Annotated in this window: 22 protein-coding genes; 12 read left to right on the plus strand and 10 right to left on the minus strand. The window is 42.3% G+C overall.

Annotated elements, in window-relative coordinates; translation table 11 throughout:
- Positions 1 to 38: 38 nt before the first annotated feature.
- Positions 39 to 1367, minus strand: a complete 1329-nt coding sequence (locus tag V7K45_RS17555; RefSeq protein ID WP_335005546.1) for a hemolysin family protein — start codon at positions 1365 to 1367, stop codon at positions 39 to 41.
- Positions 1368 to 1607: 240 nt separating this feature from the next.
- Here V7K45_RS17555 and mfd point away from each other — a divergent pair, with 240 nt between their 5' ends.
- The 3 genes from mfd (at position 1608) to V7K45_RS17570 (ending at position 5879) form a co-directional block, all read left to right on the plus strand.
- The gene (gene mfd / locus V7K45_RS17560) at positions 1608 to 5168 is read left to right on the plus strand and encodes a transcription-repair coupling factor (protein WP_335005548.1); all 3561 of its coding nucleotides are present in this window, start codon (positions 1608 to 1610) and stop codon (positions 5166 to 5168) included.
- Between the two features lie 125 nt (positions 5169 to 5293).
- Positions 5294 to 5557, plus strand: coding sequence for a hypothetical protein (locus tag V7K45_RS17565; RefSeq protein WP_442942004.1), 264 nt, complete (start codon positions 5294 to 5296; stop codon positions 5555 to 5557).
- The gene (locus V7K45_RS17570; RefSeq protein WP_335005550.1) at positions 5541 to 5879 is read left to right on the plus strand and encodes a type II toxin-antitoxin system RelE/ParE family toxin; all 339 of its coding nucleotides are present in this window, start codon (positions 5541 to 5543) and stop codon (positions 5877 to 5879) included. Before V7K45_RS17565 ends, V7K45_RS17570 begins: the two co-directional genes overlap by 17 nt.
- Positions 5880 to 5883: 4 nt before the next feature.
- On the opposite strand, the gene V7K45_RS17575 is transcribed toward V7K45_RS17570, so the two are convergent.
- Both V7K45_RS17575 and V7K45_RS17580 read right to left on the minus strand, forming a co-directional pair.
- Complete coding sequence (locus V7K45_RS17575; RefSeq protein WP_335005552.1) at positions 5884 to 6066, minus strand: hypothetical protein; 183 nt, start codon at positions 6064 to 6066, stop codon at positions 5884 to 5886.
- Positions 6067 to 6173: 107 nt separating this feature from the next.
- On the minus strand, positions 6174 to 6434 hold the full coding sequence (locus V7K45_RS17580) for a hypothetical protein (protein WP_335005554.1): 261 nt from the start codon (positions 6432 to 6434) through the stop codon (positions 6174 to 6176).
- Between the two features lie 171 nt (positions 6435 to 6605).
- Here V7K45_RS17580 and V7K45_RS17585 point away from each other — a divergent pair, with 171 nt between their 5' ends.
- The 6 genes from V7K45_RS17585 to V7K45_RS33005 all read left to right on the plus strand — a co-directional run bounded on the left by V7K45_RS17585 (position 6606) and on the right by V7K45_RS33005 (position 9434).
- Positions 6606 to 8222 (plus strand): helicase HerA domain-containing protein, encoded by a 1617-nt coding sequence (locus V7K45_RS17585; protein ID WP_335005556.1) that lies wholly within the window; start codon positions 6606 to 6608, stop codon positions 8220 to 8222.
- Positions 8223 to 8410: 188 nt separating this feature from the next.
- Complete coding sequence (locus V7K45_RS17590) at positions 8411 to 8614, plus strand: type II toxin-antitoxin system HicB family antitoxin (RefSeq protein ID WP_335005558.1); 204 nt, start codon at positions 8411 to 8413, stop codon at positions 8612 to 8614.
- The gene (locus V7K45_RS17595) at positions 8611 to 8820 is read left to right on the plus strand and encodes a type II toxin-antitoxin system HicA family toxin (protein WP_335005561.1); all 210 of its coding nucleotides are present in this window, start codon (positions 8611 to 8613) and stop codon (positions 8818 to 8820) included. The genes V7K45_RS17590 and V7K45_RS17595 overlap by 4 nt, the downstream gene beginning before the upstream one ends.
- A gap of 130 nt (positions 8821 to 8950) precedes the next feature.
- On the plus strand, positions 8951 to 9169 hold the full coding sequence (locus V7K45_RS17600; RefSeq protein WP_335005563.1) for a hypothetical protein: 219 nt from the start codon (positions 8951 to 8953) through the stop codon (positions 9167 to 9169).
- The gene (locus V7K45_RS17605) at positions 9166 to 9363 is read left to right on the plus strand and encodes a hypothetical protein (protein ID WP_442942005.1); all 198 of its coding nucleotides are present in this window, start codon (positions 9166 to 9168) and stop codon (positions 9361 to 9363) included. The genes V7K45_RS17600 and V7K45_RS17605 overlap by 4 nt, the downstream gene beginning before the upstream one ends.
- Complete coding sequence (locus V7K45_RS33005; protein WP_442942006.1) at positions 9330 to 9434, plus strand: ParE family toxin-like protein; 105 nt, start codon at positions 9330 to 9332, stop codon at positions 9432 to 9434. The genes V7K45_RS17605 and V7K45_RS33005 overlap by 34 nt, the downstream gene beginning before the upstream one ends.
- Positions 9435 to 9512: 78 nt before the next feature.
- Here the strand turns inward: V7K45_RS33005 and V7K45_RS17610 are convergent, their stop codons facing one another.
- The 3 genes from V7K45_RS17610 to V7K45_RS17620 form a co-directional block, all read right to left on the minus strand.
- Complete coding sequence (locus V7K45_RS17610) at positions 9513 to 9944, minus strand: NUDIX hydrolase (protein ID WP_335005565.1); 432 nt, start codon at positions 9942 to 9944, stop codon at positions 9513 to 9515.
- A gap of 8 nt (positions 9945 to 9952) precedes the next feature.
- Positions 9953 to 10405: a DUF3531 family protein gene (locus V7K45_RS17615; protein WP_322673316.1), complete on the minus strand. Its 453-nt coding sequence runs from the start codon at positions 10403 to 10405 to the stop codon at positions 9953 to 9955.
- A gap of 112 nt (positions 10406 to 10517) precedes the next feature.
- Positions 10518 to 11450, minus strand: coding sequence for a Sll0314/Alr1548 family TPR repeat-containing protein (locus tag V7K45_RS17620; RefSeq protein ID WP_335005568.1), 933 nt, complete (start codon positions 11448 to 11450; stop codon positions 10518 to 10520).
- 307 nt (positions 11451 to 11757) lie between these two features.
- Here V7K45_RS17620 and V7K45_RS17625 point away from each other — a divergent pair, with 307 nt between their 5' ends.
- Both V7K45_RS17625 and rsmG read left to right on the plus strand, forming a co-directional pair.
- A complete protein-coding gene (locus tag V7K45_RS17625) occupies positions 11758 to 12432 on the plus strand; it encodes an ABC transporter ATP-binding protein (RefSeq protein ID WP_335005570.1) in 675 nt (224 codons plus the stop codon).
- A gap of 98 nt (positions 12433 to 12530) precedes the next feature.
- A complete protein-coding gene (rsmG, locus tag V7K45_RS17630) occupies positions 12531 to 13265 on the plus strand; it encodes a 16S rRNA (guanine(527)-N(7))-methyltransferase RsmG (RefSeq protein WP_335005572.1) in 735 nt (244 codons plus the stop codon).
- Positions 13266 to 13327: 62 nt separating this feature from the next.
- On the opposite strand, the gene V7K45_RS17635 is transcribed toward rsmG, so the two are convergent.
- The 4 genes from V7K45_RS17635 to V7K45_RS17650 all read right to left on the minus strand — a co-directional run bounded on the left by V7K45_RS17635 (position 13328) and on the right by V7K45_RS17650 (position 16552).
- The gene (locus V7K45_RS17635) at positions 13328 to 14107 is read right to left on the minus strand and encodes a superoxide dismutase (RefSeq protein WP_335005574.1); all 780 of its coding nucleotides are present in this window, start codon (positions 14105 to 14107) and stop codon (positions 13328 to 13330) included.
- A gap of 111 nt (positions 14108 to 14218) precedes the next feature.
- Positions 14219 to 15316 carry an ABC transporter ATP-binding protein gene (locus V7K45_RS17640; protein ID WP_335005576.1) on the minus strand — a complete coding sequence of 366 codons (1098 nt, stop codon included), beginning with the start codon at positions 15314 to 15316 and terminating at the stop codon, positions 14219 to 14221.
- A gap of 311 nt (positions 15317 to 15627) precedes the next feature.
- Positions 15628 to 15798: a type II toxin-antitoxin system HicB family antitoxin gene (locus tag V7K45_RS17645; protein ID WP_335005578.1), complete on the minus strand. Its 171-nt coding sequence runs from the start codon at positions 15796 to 15798 to the stop codon at positions 15628 to 15630.
- Between the two features lie 25 nt (positions 15799 to 15823).
- Positions 15824 to 16552: a GUN4 domain-containing protein gene (locus V7K45_RS17650; protein WP_335005580.1), complete on the minus strand. Its 729-nt coding sequence runs from the start codon at positions 16550 to 16552 to the stop codon at positions 15824 to 15826.
- A gap of 366 nt (positions 16553 to 16918) precedes the next feature.
- Here V7K45_RS17650 and V7K45_RS17655 point away from each other — a divergent pair, with 366 nt between their 5' ends.
- Positions 16919 to 18340, plus strand: a complete 1422-nt coding sequence (locus tag V7K45_RS17655) for an NADP-dependent isocitrate dehydrogenase (protein WP_335005581.1) — start codon at positions 16919 to 16921, stop codon at positions 18338 to 18340.
- Positions 18341 to 18634: the final 294 nt, after the last annotated feature.

Genomic DNA, 18634 nt, shown 5'->3' on the forward strand with positions numbered 1-18634 from the left:
AATAATCAACAATAATTACCAATACCCAATACCCGATATTAATCAGATTTTGCCGTATCCAATGATTTATTTCCCTTAGGTACAACTAGCACCTTATCAACGCGATTACCATCCATATCCATCACTTCAATTCGCATACTTTGCCATTCAAAATGATCTGCTGCGGCAGGAATACGACCTAGATGGGTAATCACAAAACCGCCTAATGTTTGATAACTGCCGCGTTCTTCAGATTCCCACTCTTCCATCCCAAAAAGTTCCAAAAACTCCTCTACAGGCAACATCCCATCCAAAAGCCAGGAACCATCTTCGCGTTGTACAGCTTGTGGTTGATCTTGTCCATCTGTTGAAGGAACGTCACCCACGATTTCACTCATGATGTCGTTGAGAGTGACTAATCCTTGAATTACGCCGTATTCATCCACTACCAGCGCCATGTGAGTGATCGTTTGCTTGAATAATTCCAAAACTTTCAAACCACGGGTACTTTCTGGCACAAATACGGGCTGTCGCAATCCGATGGTCAAATCTAGCGATTCTCCTCGGAAACTCCTGGCTAATAAGTCGGTAACTGGCATAACACCCAGCACATTGTCAAGTCCTCCCTGACAAACCGGATACCGAGAATAGGCACTATCAACCATTTTTTGGCGATTTTCTTCGGCAGTATCATCCAAGTCTAGCCAGACAATATCTGGACGGGGTGTCATTAAGTAGCTGACGGGGCGATCGCCTAAACGAAAGACTCGCTCCACCATATCCTGTTCGGCTTCCTCAAAGGTTCCCGCCTCGGTGCCTTGCTCGATTAAGATTTTAATTTCTTCTTCAGTGACTTGCGGCTCTGTAGAAGCTGTAATTCCCAGTAGGCGCAGGATCAAATCTGTAGAAGCGCTTAAGAGAAACACTACAGGAGAAGCGATCGCCGCCAAGGCTTGCATCGGAATCGCTACAATCGAGGCAATCCTTTCTGGGTTGTTTAATGCCAGACGCTTCGGTACCAATTCGCCAACAATCAGTGACAAATAAGTAATGATTAAAACCACTATTCCGAAAGATACAGGCTCACTATAAGGTGCTAACAAGGGCACAAGTTTTACATAGATTGCCAGTCGGTTGGCAATTGTTGCCCCTCCAAAAGCACCAGTCAGGATACCAATCAGAGAAATACCTACTTGGACGGTTGACAGAAAATGATTTGGAGATTCCGCTAGTTTCAATGCTGCCTTTGCCTTGGCATCTCCTTGATTGGCAAGCTGTTGTAGCCTAACTTTCCGTGCCGAGACAATCGCCATCTCAGACATAGAAAACACGCCGTTGGCAATAATTAGCACCAAAATGATTAAAATTTCAAAATTTATGGAGGACATGTTTAAAATTGCCGCTTATCAGAGCGAACGTAGCTCAGTACCTAGTATCTAGTATTAAAGGTGCTTCTATAAATGCTTTTACTGTACACAAAGTAATAGTTATAGTTCTTAAGTTTATTCGTCGCCGTGCATTATTCTTCCACCAAAAGAATAAGAAGGCTGTTAACACTTTTAAAATAGTTGAGATAAACTGCCTCAAGATTTCCCGATTCACAAAGACTCCCACCGCTAGTAGTACTTATGTCATTTTCTTCTATTGTGCGTGCCTTAGCGCGATCGCCGCTCACCACTGAATTTATTTCTAAGCTGAATCGACAACAAGAATTGCGGTTAAATGGCGTTCCCAGGCTGCCCAAGACTCTAGTGGCTTCGGCATTAGCGCAGTCTCAGGGCAAGGATTTGTTTGTGGTTTGCGCCACCCTAGAAGAAGCTGGACGCGTTTACGCACAACTGGAGGCAATGGGATGGCAAACAGTACATTTTTACCCCACCTCCGAGGCTTCTCCCTACGAACCTTTTGACCCGGAAACTGAAATGAGTTGGGGGCAAATGCAGGTTTTGGCAGATTTGGGAATGGGGCATTGGGCATTGGGCATGGGGCATGAGGAAGAAAAATCCCCAAATTCTAATTCTCAGTTACCCAAGATGGCGATTGTGGCTACTCAAGGGGCACTACAACCTCATTTACCTCCGCCAGAAGCTTTTGGGCAATTCTGTCTTACCTTAAAAAAAGGGATGGAATTAGACCTGAATAGTTTCAGTGAGAAAATAACTATTTTGGGGTATGAAAGAGTTCCTTTGGTGGAAATGGAAGGGCAATGGAGTCGGCGGGGCGATATTGTTGATGTGTTCCCAGTTTCCTCGGAATTTCCAGTCAGGTTGGAATGGTTTGGTGATGAAATCGAGCAAATGCGAGAATTTGACCCAGCAACTCAACGTTCCGCCCTCGACAAAGTTGACCAGTTAATTCTTACCCCCACTAGCTTTACTCCCATCGTGATGGCTGCACTGAAAAATAGTACTGAGTTTCGAGTGCTGGGTGCTGAGTTAAATTCTGACTCAGCACCCAGCACTCAGCACTCATCGCTGATTGAAGGTAGTCGTCGCTTTTTGGGGTTGGCTTTCGAGCAACCAGCATCTCTGCTAAACTACTTAGCAGAAAATACCTTGATTGCCATTGATGAGCCAGAACAGTGTCATGCTCATAGCGATCGCTGGGTAGAAAATGCTGAGGAACAATGGGAAATTGGGCATGGGGCAGTGGGCATGGGGCATGGGGAAGAATCTGCTCCCGTAACATTGCCGAAAATTCACCGTTCTTTTGATGAGTGTTTGGCTGATGTTGCCAGATTTAAAACATTATATTTGTCGGAACTGTCAGAGGAAAATGATGGGATCAATCTTGCCAGCCGTCCGGTTCCAGCCACGCCACACCAGTTTGCGAAACTAGCTGAAACTATCCGCCAAGAACGCGATCGCAATTTCTCGATCTGGCTGCTTTCTGCTCAACCTTCGCGTTCTGTCTCGCTATTGCAAGAACATGATTGTCCGGCTCAGTTTATCCCGAATCCCCGCGACTACCAAGCAATAGATAAGCTGCAAATTAACCATACTCCCATAGCTCTCAAATATTCTGGTCTTGCGGAATTAGAAGGTTTTATCCTGCCTACGTACCGATTAGTAATTGTCACAGATCGGGAATTTTTTGGGCAGCATTCCTTGGCGACTCCCGGCTATATTCGCAAGCGCCACAAAGCTACTTCTAAACAAGTCGATCCCAATAAGCTGCGTCCAGGCGATTATGTAGTTCACAGAAATCATGGTGTTGGTAAATTTGTCAAGCTGGAAAGTTTGACGATTAATAATGAAACCCGTGATTATTTGGTGGTGCAGTATGCTGATGGGTTATTAAGAGTCGCAGCCGATCAAGTAGGGGCTTTATCCCGGTTCCGTGCCGCAGGTGATAAAGCACCGGAACTTAATCGGATGACGGGTAAAGCTTGGGAAAATACCAAGAATAAAGTCCGCAAAGCGATTAAAAAATTGGCAGTGGACTTGTTGAAACTGTATGCAGCGCGATCGCAACAACAAGGTTTTAGCTTTCCAAGTGATATGCCTTGGCAGGAGGAATTGGAAGATTCTTTCCCCTACCAACCCACAACGGATCAGCTCAAAGCGGTACAAGATGTAAAACGCGATATGGAAAGCGATCGCCCAATGGATCGCTTAGTTTGTGGCGATGTCGGTTTTGGGAAGACGGAAGTGGCGATTCGTGCTGTTTTTAAAGCAGTCACCGCCGGTAAACAAGTGGCACTCCTTGCGCCAACGACTATTTTAACACAGCAGCATTACCATACACTCAAAGAACGTTTTGCACCGTACCCCGTAAATGTCGGTTTGCTCAACCGTTTTCGGTCTGCTGAAGAACGCCGCGATATACAAAAGCGATTGGCTACGGGTGAATTAGATGTAGTAGTTGGTACACACCAACTTTTAGGTAAAGGCGTGACATTCCGAGATTTAGGACTGTTGGTAGTAGATGAAGAACAACGATTTGGGGTGAACCAGAAAGAGAAAATTAAAAGCTTGAAAACTCAGGTGGATGTGCTTACCCTCTCAGCCACTCCCATTCCCCGGACTTTGTATATGTCCTTGTCGGGAATTCGGGAAATGAGTTTGATTACCACACCACCCCCAACCAGACGACCGATTAAAACCCATCTTTCACCAATAAATTCCGAAAGTATCCGCACTGCAATTCGTCAAGAATTAGACAGAGGTGGACAAGTATTTTACGTAGTTCCACGAGTGGATGGGATTGAAGAGACAACAGCCAATTTACGAGAAGTGATACCGGGAGCTAGGTTTGCGATCGCTCACGGTCAAATGGATGAAAGCGAGTTAGAATCAACCATGCTCACCTTCAGCAATGGCGATGCAGACATCCTCGTTTGTACGACAATTATTGAATCTGGCTTAGATATTCCGCGAGTCAACACCATTTTAATTGAAGATGCTCATCGCTTTGGATTGGCTCAACTGTATCAATTACGCGGTCGTGTGGGACGTGCAGGGATACAAGCTCATGCTTGGTTATTTTATCCGAAGCAACGGGCATTATCTGATGCAGCACGGCAACGATTACGAGCGATTCAAGAATTTACTCAGTTAGGTTCTGGGTATCAACTAGCGATGCGCGATATGGAAATCAGAGGCGTGGGTAACTTGTTAGGTGCAGAACAATCCGGTCAAATGGATGCCATCGGTTTTGATTTATACATGGAAATGCTAGAAGAAGCAATTCGGGAAATCCGAGGACAAGAAATTCCGAAAGTGGAGGATACCCAGATTGACCTCAACCTAACGGCGTTTATTCCGGCTGATTATATCACCGATTTGGATCAAAAGATGAGTGCATATCGGGCGGTAGCGACAGCTAAATCTAAATCAGAATTAAAACAGATTGCAGCTGAGTGGAGCGATCGCTATGGTAGTTTACCAGTGCCTGCAAATCAACTTTTGCGGGTTATGGAACTCAAACAGCTAGCGAAAAAACTCGGATTTAGCCGGATTAAACCAGAAAACAAGCAGCACGTCGTTTTAGAAACACCGATGGAGGAACCTGCTTGGAATTTGTTAGCGGCGAATTTACCAGATAATCTAAAGACGCGGTTTGTGTATTCTCCAGGTAAAGTGACAGTGCGCGGATTAGGAGTTTTTAAAGCAGATCAACAGTTGCAGAATTTGATTGATGCTTTCGGGAGAATGCAGGGTGCGATTCCAGAAGCGGTTGGTGTTTGATTGGGAGAAAAAGATTAGTCATTATTAAATGAAAACCTATGTCATTTTGAGAAGGCTGGAATTCCAGACCCAGCCTTTTGAGCCTATTTAGTAGAATTAAAGGAAATACTAACCAACTTCAACTCATGATAAAAACTATCGAAGGTATTTATCAGGATGGAGAAATTCATCTCACCCAGCTACCGCAAGATGTTAGCGATCGCTCCCAAGTTCTCGTCACCTTTCTAGACCCTGCCAAAATCGACCCCACGAAATTACGCCAACTGATCGATCAGTTAGAGACAATTGCTGGAATTGGACAAGGTTTCGAGGAACTCAACGCTGGTCAAACTCGCCCCATTGGGGATTTCGTCCAAGAAATGCAGCAAAAGTATGGCATTTCAGGTTGAGATTACTCCAATCGCAGAAACTCAGATTGAGCAAGCTTATCGCTGGTATCGAGAGCGGAATCCTGAGTTTGCCGATCGTTGGTTTCGAGGATTGATGAATGCTATTGCTACCCTACAAAAGAAGCCCCAACGTTGTACTTTAGCAGTCGAACATGAAATTTTTCCAGAAGAAGTACGTCAACTCCTTTATGGGAAAGCCAAAAACGTATACCGAGTACTTTTTACAATTCGAGGTACTACAGTTAATGTATTGTATGTGCGCCACAGTGGCCAAGCACCACTGACTGTAGATGACCTAGAGGAGTTAGAAGGTGGAGTTTAACATTTCAAGGCGATCGCAATCGGATCAGCAAGTTGCGTAGTACAACAAGTCGCCGCACCAGAACGTAGGTATTTGCACAACTGGAGTCTAACAATTTGGTTAGAGCGATCGCGATTATGTGAGTATTATCTAAAGCGATCGCTTTGTAGGATTTAGCCAGTAGTGAACGTTGCTCAACTAAATGCAAGATTGGATTAATGGCAGGAAATCCAACTGCTACTCAAACTCTACAACTTCTATTATTTAAGCAATGTATTTGCAAAAGTGTTGTAGGTATGATTGCGCTATTTGATTCTAGATATCTTTAAGTAGCTCAATTACATCAGTACTCCATTTCACTTGAAAGCCAGAATGCTTGTTTTTGCCAGTGTAGGGCAGAATTACGCTTAATTTCTGACCTAATATTGTGGGTTCCCATACATTACTAACTTTACACTGTAATTGTAATGCTTGCAGTAGTCTGTTGACCTGCATCCCACTCATTTTTTTACCTGTAATTTTTTCTAATTCTTTTCCTATCTCTGTGGGATTCAAGAATTGAGTTTCTACTGTCATTCACTTCGCCTCAGTATCAATAGTATGAGGTTATAGTTTGGGAACTTCCCAATGGAACACGGTGCTAGCTAAAGGATTAAAGTCTTTTAGAATATAGAGATAGAGTATTTAGGAACATATTTTTATTTGGGGCATTCCCAAACTTTTTTGGAAAATTATTATAGTTGACCTATGCCAAAAGTTAGCTGGAGTTTTGATGTTCAACAGCGCGTAAGAGGCTTGTTAAAAGAATTGCTCTGTTACGTCTTTGATTACCGCAATGACCTCCATCTGTTATATAGATGGGAGCAGGAGGAAACTGATAGACCTAAGTTAATTGTTGAAACTCAGAGAAGATTTCTTGTAGAACTAGCTTGCTTTGATCAACAAGGTCACTTTTATGAAGCTATCAACCGTCTTAAAGACTTGAATATTTTTGAAGACAAACGCTTTCACAAAAGGGGAAAAGACTACTGGCACTTTGCTTTAAAACTTTGGGATAAAGATCCGCAAATAAATATGAGGGAGTTTGATAGGGAATGGGAATACAGAAAAAGTGATAAATCTAAAAATTTGGAGGAAAAAAATAAGCCTAAACTTAAAAATTATAATGTCAGCTATCATGATTCTAAGTCTGTTTTTAGCAGAGAAGACAATATTGATCAGCGTAGCTTTGCAATAGGAACACACATTGATACAAATAGTATTATCTATTTAGATTTTGATCGCCTTTTACAAACTAGTGTTGGGGTATTTGGTAACTCAGGAACAGGTAAGACCTTCCTGACTAGATTAGTGCTATCGAATTTTATTCACCAACAAGCAGCTGTGAATTTAATTTTCGATCTCCACTCAGAGTACGGAAGGGAAGCTGTAGTGCGGGATCAACAATTTAGTACAGTTAAAGGTTTGTGTAATATGTTTCCTAGTGCAGTGGAAATTTATGTCACTGATCCTGACTCTATACTTCGCCCAGGTGTGCGTGATGTACAAGAACTCTATCTTAGTTATGACCAAATTGAAGTTGAAGATATAAAGTTAGTCAGTCGAGAATTAGGAATATCTGAAGATAGCCTGGATAACGCCAACATATTATATACGGAATTTGGCAAGTTTTGGATTACTCAGTTATTGAATATGACTAATGATGAAATCCAAATTTTTTGTGAGGAAAAGCGAGGAGACAGAGATTCGATTATGGCATTGCAGCGCAAATTGCTGCGACTGGATAGTCTGAAAAATATGAGAGCTGTTCTGCCGCATAATTACATCCATCAACTTTTATACTCACTGGAAGCAGGTAAGAATGTTGTGGTGGAGTTTAGTCCCCAGTCGGATATGCTCTGTTATATGTTGATGGCAAATATGATTTGTAGGCGCATTCACATTTACTATGTCAGGAAAACTAAAAAGTTTTTGCAGACAAAAGATCAGAGCGATACACCTCGCCGACTAGTGATAACCGTTGAAGATGCCCATCATTTACTAAACTCCAACACAGTTCACCACAATATTTTTAGCACTCTGATTCGACAATCGTGGAAGTTCTACATAACTTTATTTGTAATAGAGCGATATCCCTCAAGGATTGACAAAGAAGTCATGTCTGAGCTTGGTACTCGTATTACTGGTTTTCTTAATGCTGAAGAGATTGATGCTATTTTTACTGATGTTGCTAGCAATCAAAGTCTACGTTATATGATGTCCAGGCTAAATTCTAGACAACAAGCTCTCATCTTTGGTTACGGTGTTACTGAGCCAGTAGTGGTACAAACACGATCTTACGACGCAAAATTTTATGATGAATAGTGATCGCCTTCGCCGTAGTTTAGGAAACCCAACACTTGCTTCTACTCAAACCCTACGAATTCTGCTATAGAGAGCGATCGCAGAAGCAGCTGTTGTTTGAACTGTAGCAACATTAATTTGAGTAGTCACAGTTAAGAGCAAACAGGTATGGTTGTTAGCATATTCTTACAAACTAGCTCAATAGGTTTATGAAAATCAGAGCAATCATTCATCCAGCAGAAGAAGGCGGCTATTGGGCAGAGGTTCCCGCGCTTCCTGGTTGTATTACCGAAGGAGACACCATAGAAGAGGTAATGACTAACTTAAAGGACGCTATTGAAGGTTGGCTTGAAGCTGCCAACAGTCGTAATGTAATTGAGTCAACAGATCAAGTTGTCGAAATTGCTGTATGAAATCGATTTCTGGCAAGCAACTTTGTAAGATTGTGGAGCAAAAAGGTTGGGTTTTGCAAAAAATTACTGGCAGTCATTATATTTATGAAAACCCCGAAGTAGAAAAAATCCTGTCAATTCCTGTTCACCGCAATCAAGATTTGAAAGTTGGAACCTTGAAAGCCTTGATGAAAATAGCCCAGCTATCTGAAGAAGATTTACTTTAATGGAATCGTTTGAGCGTTGATTAGAGCGATCGCCTTTTTTCTAAGTACTACAAGCGATCGCACCCTAACAAACCCAACAGAGTGCAAGCAGAGATAATTTATAGTATGACTTTCGTAACGATTAACAGCTATGACAGAGTTACTTGAAGAAGCGATCGCTAAACTAAAAAATTTACCTGCCAATGAACAAGATGCGATCGCGGCGATGATTTTAGAAGAACTAGAAGATGAACGCCATTGGGATGAAACTTTTGCCCGTTCTCCAGACATACTTGCCAAACTTGCAGCCGAGGCAATGGCTGAATACCGTACAGGTAAAACCCAAGAGTTAGACCCAGATACATTGTGAAATCACGTATAACCGTTCAGTTTCGTCAAGGCTTTGGGGATCTACCTGAGCAAGCTCAAGAGCAAACGCGTGAGGCATACCGCCTCTTCAAACAAGATCCGAGCCATCCAAGCTTGCGCTTCAAAAAAGTTCAACAGAACTACCGATTTATTCAGCACGGATTAGCAAAAATTATCGAGCGGTTGGACAGTTAGATGGAGATACTGTTATTTGGTTTTGGCTTGGTTCACACGCAGAGTATAACAAGTTGCTTTCTCAGTTGTAGCGACGCAGTGCGATCGCCGCATACTCCATTTGGATCAAAAGATGAGCGCTTACCATAAAGTTGAAATTTTCAAATGACTTATAAATAGTCAAAAAATACTTCAGGTACTAATCTTAATTCTCCAGATTTTAAGCGAGAGATATCTATCCATAATGCTCTATGTTTATGATGTGGTGATTCGGAAAAAACTAAACTTTCCAGTTGATAAAATTTTGAATCAGCAAAGTCACATTGATAAAGCTGAATAATTTCATGACCTTGCCTACCATTAAATGTAAACAGGTTCTCTATACAACCTAGATATTTAATATTCGTTAATTCTGCCTGAATTTCCTCTTGAAATTCTCGTTTTAAGGCGGCGTGGCTGGTTTCACCAAAATCAACACCACCGCCTAAAGCCCGATAAAATGTTTCTTGTTTTACAGGGTCGTAACCTTCAGAAAGAAATATGCGGTCGCCATTCCGAATTAACCCCAAGGCTATTAGCCGAATTTCGCCAGCTTTATTCATTTTTGTAACTAATTATCATAAATAGACTGAGGACGACTTTCGCTATCCTCAATAGGCCAATCTGGATTTTCGCCACCGATGTACAATTCCTCAATGGTCACATATTCCTGACTTAGCTGGGTGAGAGCGTTGATTAAAATATCTAGAGCGATCGCATCACTGGTTCCTAAGTCAAACCAACAACGCCCCCACTGGCCCTCATATTCAAACTCACCAATGTTGTGCATCAGTGCTAGCAAGCTTTTATCATAGCCTTGCTCATCATAATTCATGTAGCTGATATCGAGTCCAGTGTCCTGCACCTGAAGATTCTCTGCATTAAATGCACCCAATTTACCCAGATAAAACCAGGAATTGAAAACTTCTTCTACATACTGTTTTTCACGCGCAGAAGGATTTGTGCTGAATTTCAGCCAAATCCACACATCAAAAGGATTAATTTCGCGGAACTGAATCTCCATTTTCGTCTAGTATCTCAATTACTGTTCTGCAAATAAGCATATCAAAGTAGGGCATGGGGAAATGGGGCATAGGGCATAGGGGATAGAAAAAAACTTAATCGCCAATGCCCAATTACCCAGGATTGCTAAGGCTAACAGCACTTCTGCGTTCACGTTCAATTTGTTTGACTAAATCGCCTGGGAGTTGGGATTTTTTAGTCAATGCTTTGTCAAAATTAGCGATCGCTTCCTGGATCATCTGCTGGCTTTTTTCTCTTTGCCCTAGTTGTTTCAGTATTTGGGCTTTGAGATAATAAATTTCTGGATTATCTGATGTGGTTTTAATCGCCCGGTTGACATACTCTAGTGCCTGTGGATACCGTTTTAAATCTCGGTAAGCAAGAGCAATACCCCGATCCACTAGATATTGAGGAGCAGCATTTTTTTCTAAGCGTCCAATTGCCTGATCTGGACTAGCAAAAGGCAAATTAACCGCCAACAATAAATCCATATAACCTTTGATTAAATTCAGTTCTGGATCGTTGGCAGAAATTGCTTCGGCTTTGTCTAAATATTCATAAACTTGCCGCAACCGAATAAAAGCTTGTGGCACACCGTTGACAGTACCTTCACGGGTGATAACTACTGCTCCTTCTAAAAAATGACCAACAGCAGTGTATAAATTACCACGCAATGGATCGCTAGAAATCAGTTTTTGTCCAGTTTCTAGAGTTTTTTGGCTGTAAGTATCTAGTTTAGCCCAATCCTTATTTCCGTATGCTAAAGATGCGCTCATGGCATAAGCTAGAGGTTCATTTGGCTCTTTGGATAGTGCTTGTTCTAGATAACGCTGTGCTACTGGATAATTGCCCTGTTGGAAAATCGCTTTAAAAGCTGCTTCTGTTTGGTCGCCAATTTGATGAGGTTTGCGATCGCGAAACGGATCGCCAGCCAGCGAGGGATTTACCCAGACATTAAGTGCCAAAGCAGCTGCAAAAGCAGTCTGAGCAAAGGTAATGAGTTGAGCAGACACTACTAATTGAGGCAAAGAAAACCTTTTAGTCATTTTAACCCTCAGAATAATTGCGGTTGTAATAGTTGTATGTGTTACTTAGAATGCAAAAATAGTTAATTTAAACTTGCCTTTGCTTCAGCCAAAATTTTCTTATATATTGGTAATCTTTCCATGTTTCCAGGCTTGCTCTAGCGATTATTTCAGGCTAGTCTGCCACAATGGAGAAAAAGTGGATAATTCTTGCTGCTAAATTAAGGTGTTAATCCAGGTAATGCGCTGTAAATTTTTTTCTAGAATTTTCCAGACACTCTCAGTGTAGCTAATTAGTAATTTGCTGACTTTTTGGTAATCTTAACAAATGCTCTATCTCCGAAATGTAAATTATCACCCCACAGCGTGCCCAACAGCGATTCTCAAATCGATCAATTTAGAATTAGCACCCCAGCAGCTAGGTCTGATTATTGGCCCAAGTGGTTCGGGTAAAAGTACCTTACTAGAAATTTTGTCGGGACTAGCCGAACCCACTACTGGCGCACTCTTCTGGCGGGAACAAGAACTTCTAGCCGAACAGTTACAACAATTAGCCGGGTTAGTATTTCAGTTTCCAGAGCGGCACTTTTGCGGTGGTTCGATTTTAGAAGAATTGCGTTTAGGACATCCTGAGTTAGGGTCAGAACGAGTCAAACAAGCCCTGAGTGAAGTGGGATTAGAGCATTTATCGCTTTCTGCTGCTCCCTATGCTTTGAGTGGTGGACAGCAACGACGTTTAGCTTTGGCAGTCCAATTAATTCGCCAGCCAAATTTACTGTTATTAGATGAACCCACAGCTGGTTTAGATTGGTCAATGCGTCGGCAACTGGTAAATTTATTAGCGAAACTCAAACAAGATTGGACATTGTTAATTGTGACACACGACGCTGGGGATCTGTTAGCGATCGCAGACCGTTGCTGGACACTCAATCACGGCGAACTAGAATCAGTAGATCCAAAGTCACTAGAATCCAAAGTTAAAGAACCTCTACCAACGGTGTGAGAAAAGAGCAGGGGAATAAAGGGACAAGGGGACAAGGGGACGAGGGGACAAAGAGAAAAACTATGCCCCCATATCTCATACCAAATGACAAATGACAAATGACAAACTTATTGCCTGAGATGGCACAAATCTGGCAGAAAACTCTCAATTGGCAACCAACTCTTCAACAACAAGCGCAATTTCAAAAGCTTTATGAGTTAATCCTAGAAGGTAATCGCCAACAAAATTTAACTCGGATCGTTGAACCCCAAGAGTTTTGGGAAAAACATCTCTGGGATTCTCTGCGAGGAATTGCACCTCTGTTATCAGCAAATTTCTCCCCTAGTTCCCCTACTATCATTGATATTGGTACAGGTGCGGGTTTTCCAGGTATTCCAGTGACAATTACTGTACCTAATTGCACAATTACTCTTCTTGATTCCACTCGGAAAAAAATTACTTTTCTCGATAATATATTAAGTGAACTTGCCCTTACCAATGCCAAAACTCTTGTTGGTAGGGCTGAAGAAATCGGTCAGCATCCCAAACATAGACTAGCTTACGATATTGCATTGATCCGTGCTGTAGGGGCAGCCTCTGTCTGTGCAGAATATACCCTACCACTGCTCAAACAAGGAGGTTTAGCTATAATTTATCGCGGTAATTGGACAGAGGATGAAACAACAGCTTTGCAGAATGCTGTGAAGCAGTTGGGTGGTGTCATTGAATCAATCGAACAATTTACAACACCCCTGAGCCACAGCATCCGGCACTGTGTGTATTTGCGTAAGGTAGCCACTACACCAGTTCAGTTTCCCCGTGCTATTGGTATACCTACTCAAAAGCCTCTTTGACCGAAAAAGCAGGAGCAGAAGATAAACTTTTTATTTTTTTCTATCTCTTCTTGTCCCAATGTTTAAGCAAGTTTACTTGCTGCTGCAAATCGTTTGTTAATCTCATCCCAATTAACTACGTTCCACCAAGCATCTAAATAATCGGCGCGGCGATTCTGGTAATTGAGATAATATGCATGTTCCCATACATCATTACCCAGGATGGGATATTTACCTGCACTTAAGGGAGTATCTTGGTTAGCTGTAGTTGTCACTTCTAACTTGCCACCTTTGTTACGCACTAGCCAAACCCAACCACTACCAAAACGGCCAGCACCAGCTTCATTAAACTGTTTCTTGAAAGCTGCAAAAGAGCCAAAATTTTGATTAATTGCGGAGGCTATATTTCCTGTTGGTTCTCCCCCACCTTTTGGCTTCATAATTTGCCAGAACATTGAGTGGTTCACATGACCACCGCCATTATTACGTACTGTTCTGCGAATATCTTGTGGTACATTGTCAAGTTTTTGCAACAGTTCTTCAACAGTTTTACCTTTGAGTTCTGGGTGTTTGGCTAACGCTGCATTCAGGTTTTTCACATAAGTTGCGTGGTGTTTATCGTGGTGAAATTGCATCGTTTTAGCATCAATGTGTGGTTCCAGTGCTTCGTAGGCGTAAGGTAAAGGCGGTAATTGGATAGCACCTGTTGTATTTGCTGTTATATTGGGTGTTGTATTTGGTGTTGCATTGGGATTTGCAGTATTTCCATTAGGAGATTTCTCTGCTAATGCACAAGCGTCTAATGCAAAAGCACCAGCACCTGATGTAAGTAAAAACAAGAAATGGCGTCGATTAATAGTCATATAAGTTTTTGCAGCTAATCCATTAAGTCTCTATTGCAGTTTTTATTTTCTTAGATTCTGGCTACAAAAAATTAGAAATTGGCGATTATTTCTGGCAGTTTAAGAAACTCTTTATAAGATTCTGTCCCCAGTTTTGGGATCAAATACAAACAAGTAATTTAAATCGAGTTGTAGAGAAAGGCGATCGCCTGGACGAAGACGCACATCACCGCCTACTTGAATATTCATCATCACCGCCGAACTAGGTAAACCAGCACGAATCAAAGTTTCCCTTCCCAAAGGCTCCACCACCTTAACTTCCACAATCAGCTGACTCTCATTTACCTCTTGGCGGGTTGGCAGTTCGTTAATAAAAATATGCTCTGGACGAATCCCCAAATCATAACTGTATCCCTGGCGCAGCTGTAATTTCTCTTTTACAACTGCTGGAATTGTTAATAACTGTCCACTTACATCAAAACCGTTATTTTCATAGATTGCAGGCAAAATATTCATTGGTGGACTACCTAAAAAAGTTGCCACCATCTGATTAGCAGGACTTGCATAAATACTTTGGGGATCGCCGATTTGTTGAATCCGTCCGCGATTTAGGACGACAATTTTATCAGCCAGAGTCATGGCTTCAACTTGATCGTGGGTGACGTAAATTGTTGTAATGCCTAATTCTTGATGTAACTGTTTCAATTCTGCCCTGGTATCATCGCGCAATTGGGCATCTAAATTAGATAAAGGTTCATCAAGTAAAAATACTTGGGGTTCACGAGCGATCGCTCTCCCTAATGCTACCCGTTGTTGCTGTCCCCCAGAAAGTTGTTTGGGCTTACGATCTAGCAAATGATCTAGAGAAAGCGATCGCGCCACATTCATCACCCGTTCTTGAATGATTTTTCGGTCAACTTTCCGCATTTCCAAGCCGAAGCCGATGTTTTGCGCCACACTCATGTGAGGATAGAGAGCGTAGTTTTGGAACACCATCGCCACATCCCGTTGTCTGGCTGGGATATTATTTACCAAGCGATCGCCAATAAAGAGTTTGCCAGATGTAGCGGTTTCTAAACCTGCGATCGTTCGCAAAATTGTAGATTTACCACAACCCGATGGCCCAACTAAAACCCAAAACTCGCCATCAGGAATTTCAAAGGTAATGTCCTCAATAGCGGTGACATTATTGAATCTACGTTTAATATCTTCTAAACGAACGTTTGCCATTATCTAATTTGATATTTTCAGTTTGGGATCTGCGGCACTTCCAATCTAAGCGCTAGGAGATTTTATCCGCACCCTTCAAGGAACTGTGAGGCTGCTTTGTAAATGCAGCAACGTGGTTATCCTGCACAACTCTAATCAGAAATTTTAGAGCCTCATTCACTGCATCGGCATTGGGAAAAACCTGTGCAGAATAAGGTTCTAAACAAATTTCTGTCTTCCCAAAGCTTTTTCGTTCAGGGTCAAACTTTCTGACCTTTAGACTCTTTAAGTCATACTCCGATCGCAGACGACAGCATGATATTTTTGACTTTTCACACATCCTCTAAACAAAGTTCAATTACTTGTTTCATATTAGCCATCAACTCATCAATTGTTTCTCCCTGACTGTAACAGGCTTTTAACTCAGGAACTTCTCCAACATAGTAGCCATCTTCATCCCGTTCAATGATGATGTAGAATTTTCGGTTGCTGGGATTAATCATAAATTACTTGTACGTAGGCTCAAAATCATTTTTCTAGATTCTTCGACCAAGCTGGGTGAGAGAGTAAAGAAGCAAAGACTCGTACTCCCCGAAGTTGATTAGAAAGGGGTAAATGACCTCTGGGCGCACTCAAATTCCAGGTAAACTCGTTAGGGTATCGCGTCCAGTTATTACCTGCTTTCCAGCCAATTTTCGGCCAGAAATTCTCCCAGTTTTTACCCAAACTTAACCAGATTTCTCGCTGCACTGAAAAACCAAATTTACCTTCCGAGTGGACTAACCAGAGGTTGTTAATGGTTTGCAAGTCAACAGCCGAGGTATTTTCTACCTCAGTAAAGTACAACCATTTTCGTTGTACAGCCGTTGGCCCTGATAGTTCGCACATTTTTTCGATGGTGACGCGATCGGCTGCTTGGAAGTCTTGAGCAGCAAGTAGCTGTTGCAAAGAATTGTAGTTAATCCCGCACTCTGATTTTAGAGGTACAATTCCTTCAGGAAAACAGGAGCGCAAAAATTCTTTGGCTTGAGGTGCATCAGAACTGTAAAGGACTTGGTAAGCTTTGCCATCAATCCAAGTCGCTGGGTTTTCACGTCGTTTCAGTAAAAATTCCATCAACACGTCTAATCCCTCATTACCCAACTCAGCTAACTGTGGGATTATCTGTTGTTGGACTTTTTCAGACCCAGCGATTAACGGTTGTCGGAGGGAGTCGATGTCATTTGCAGGGCCTGATAAAATCATTGGGTCTGTCATGCCATTCTTGTGTTAACGGTCAGTGAAAGAGCGGTAAGCTATCGGGCATTCTCTAATGTGAAGCATTGATAGCGAAAAGTAGTTTACTATTTTTGATCGTACAAAATTGCGATCGCTTCACTGAATCCCACACTAAATCCCCAAATAATGTACAAGGGGAATAGGGGGAAAATCTGGAGACTAGGGACTAGGGACTGGGGACTGGGGCTAGAGACTGGGTACTACGACTGAGGGGATCATAGAAGACAAGGGTGAATTATTGAAAAAATCACTTCGTGTCTCTTCCCAATCCCCAGTACCCAATATACAAGCCTGCCACATAAGGTTTTTTTGAATAGCAGCGTATCGATTAGGAGTGTGTGAACGATGTACGAAAAGATTACCCCCCCCGCAGCCGGAGCAAAAATCACCTTCAAAAATGGTGAACCAATCGTACCGGACAATCCAATTATCCCCTTTATTCGTGGCGACGGCACAGGTATAGACATCTGGCCTGCTACCCAAAAAGTTCTCGATGCTGCGGTAGCCAAAGCATATAAGGGTCAGCGTCAAATTAGCTGGTTTAAGATTTACGCTGGTGACGAAGCTTGTGATTTATACGGAACTTACCAGTATTTACCTCAAGATACTCTAACAGCAATTGAAGAATATGGTGTAGCTATTAAAGGGCCTTTGACTACTCCTGTTGGGGGAGGAATTCGTTCTTTAAATGTGGCATTACGGCAAATTTTTGACTTGTATGCCTGTGTGCGTCCTTGCCGTTACTATGCGGGTACGCCTTCACCCCACAAAAATCCTGAAAAACTGGATGTAATTGTTTATCGGGAAAATACAGAAGATATTTATTTAGGCATTGAGTGGCGACAAGGTAGCGAAATTGGCGATCGCTTAATTAAAATTCTCAATGAAGAACTAATCCCCGCCACCCCAGAACATGGGAAAAAACGAATTCCTCTTGATTCTGGTATTGGCATCAAACCCATCAGCAAAACTGGTTCCCAGCGCCTAGTTAGACGTGCCATCAAACACGCTTTGCTATTGCCTAAAAACAAGCAACAAGTGACTTTGGTGCATAAGGGCAACATCATGAAGTACACCGAAGGCGCTTTCCGCGATTGGGGTTATGAACTAGCAACCAGCGAATTTCGCCAAGAAACTGTCACCGAACGGGAATCTTGGATTTTGAGTAACAAGGAAAAAAATCCGAATATTTCCTTGGAAGAAAACGCCCGCGAGATCGATCCTGGGTTTGATAGTCTCACTGAAGAGAAGAAAGCGCAAATTGTCAAGGAAGTTGAAACTGTTCTTAACTCAATTTGGGCAACCCACGGCGATGGTAAATGGAAAGAGAAAGTTTTGGTGAATGACCGGATTGCTGACAGTATTTTTCAACAAATCCAAACCAGACCGGATGAGTATTCGATTTTGGCGACGATGAACTTGAACGGGGATTACTTGTCTGACGCGGCGGCTGCGATTGTTGGGGGATTGGGAATGGGGCCAGGGGCGAATATTGGTGATTCTAGTGCCATATTTGAAGCTACCCACGGTACTGCACCCAAACACGCCGGATTGGATCGGATTAATCCTGGTTCAGTGATTTTGTCTGGTGTGATGATGCTGGAATTTCTGGGTTGGCAGGAAGCCGCAGACCTAATTAAGAAAGGTTTAAGCGATGCGATCGCGAGTAGTCAAGTTACCTACGATTTAGCCCGGTTGCTAGAACCGCCTGTTGAACCATTAAAATGTTCTGAATTTGCCGACGCGATTATTCAACATTTTGGTTAGATATACTAGGGCTAATTAGATAAAAAGACCTCTCCCTGGTTTTACTACGCAAAACCTGTCCCTCTCCGAGTTGGAGAGGGTAAATACTCGAACTTTAAAGATAAAACTCACATTCTACAGATGTGACTTTTATAATTATTCAATCCGCTTCAATATCTGCGGAATGTGGGTTGTAATGAAAAAACTCCAGAAATGTTTGTGACAAATCTGGAGTCAGGAAAGATACGCATTTACCTATACCAAATTTTCACCCTGAGAGAATACTACGTCATCAGGGTATACACTCAAATGTAG

Origin of the sequence: Nostoc sp. (assembly GCF_036917375.1) — a bacterium.
In the GTDB taxonomy this organism is placed as follows: domain Bacteria; phylum Cyanobacteriota; class Cyanobacteriia; order Cyanobacteriales; family Nostocaceae; genus Nostoc.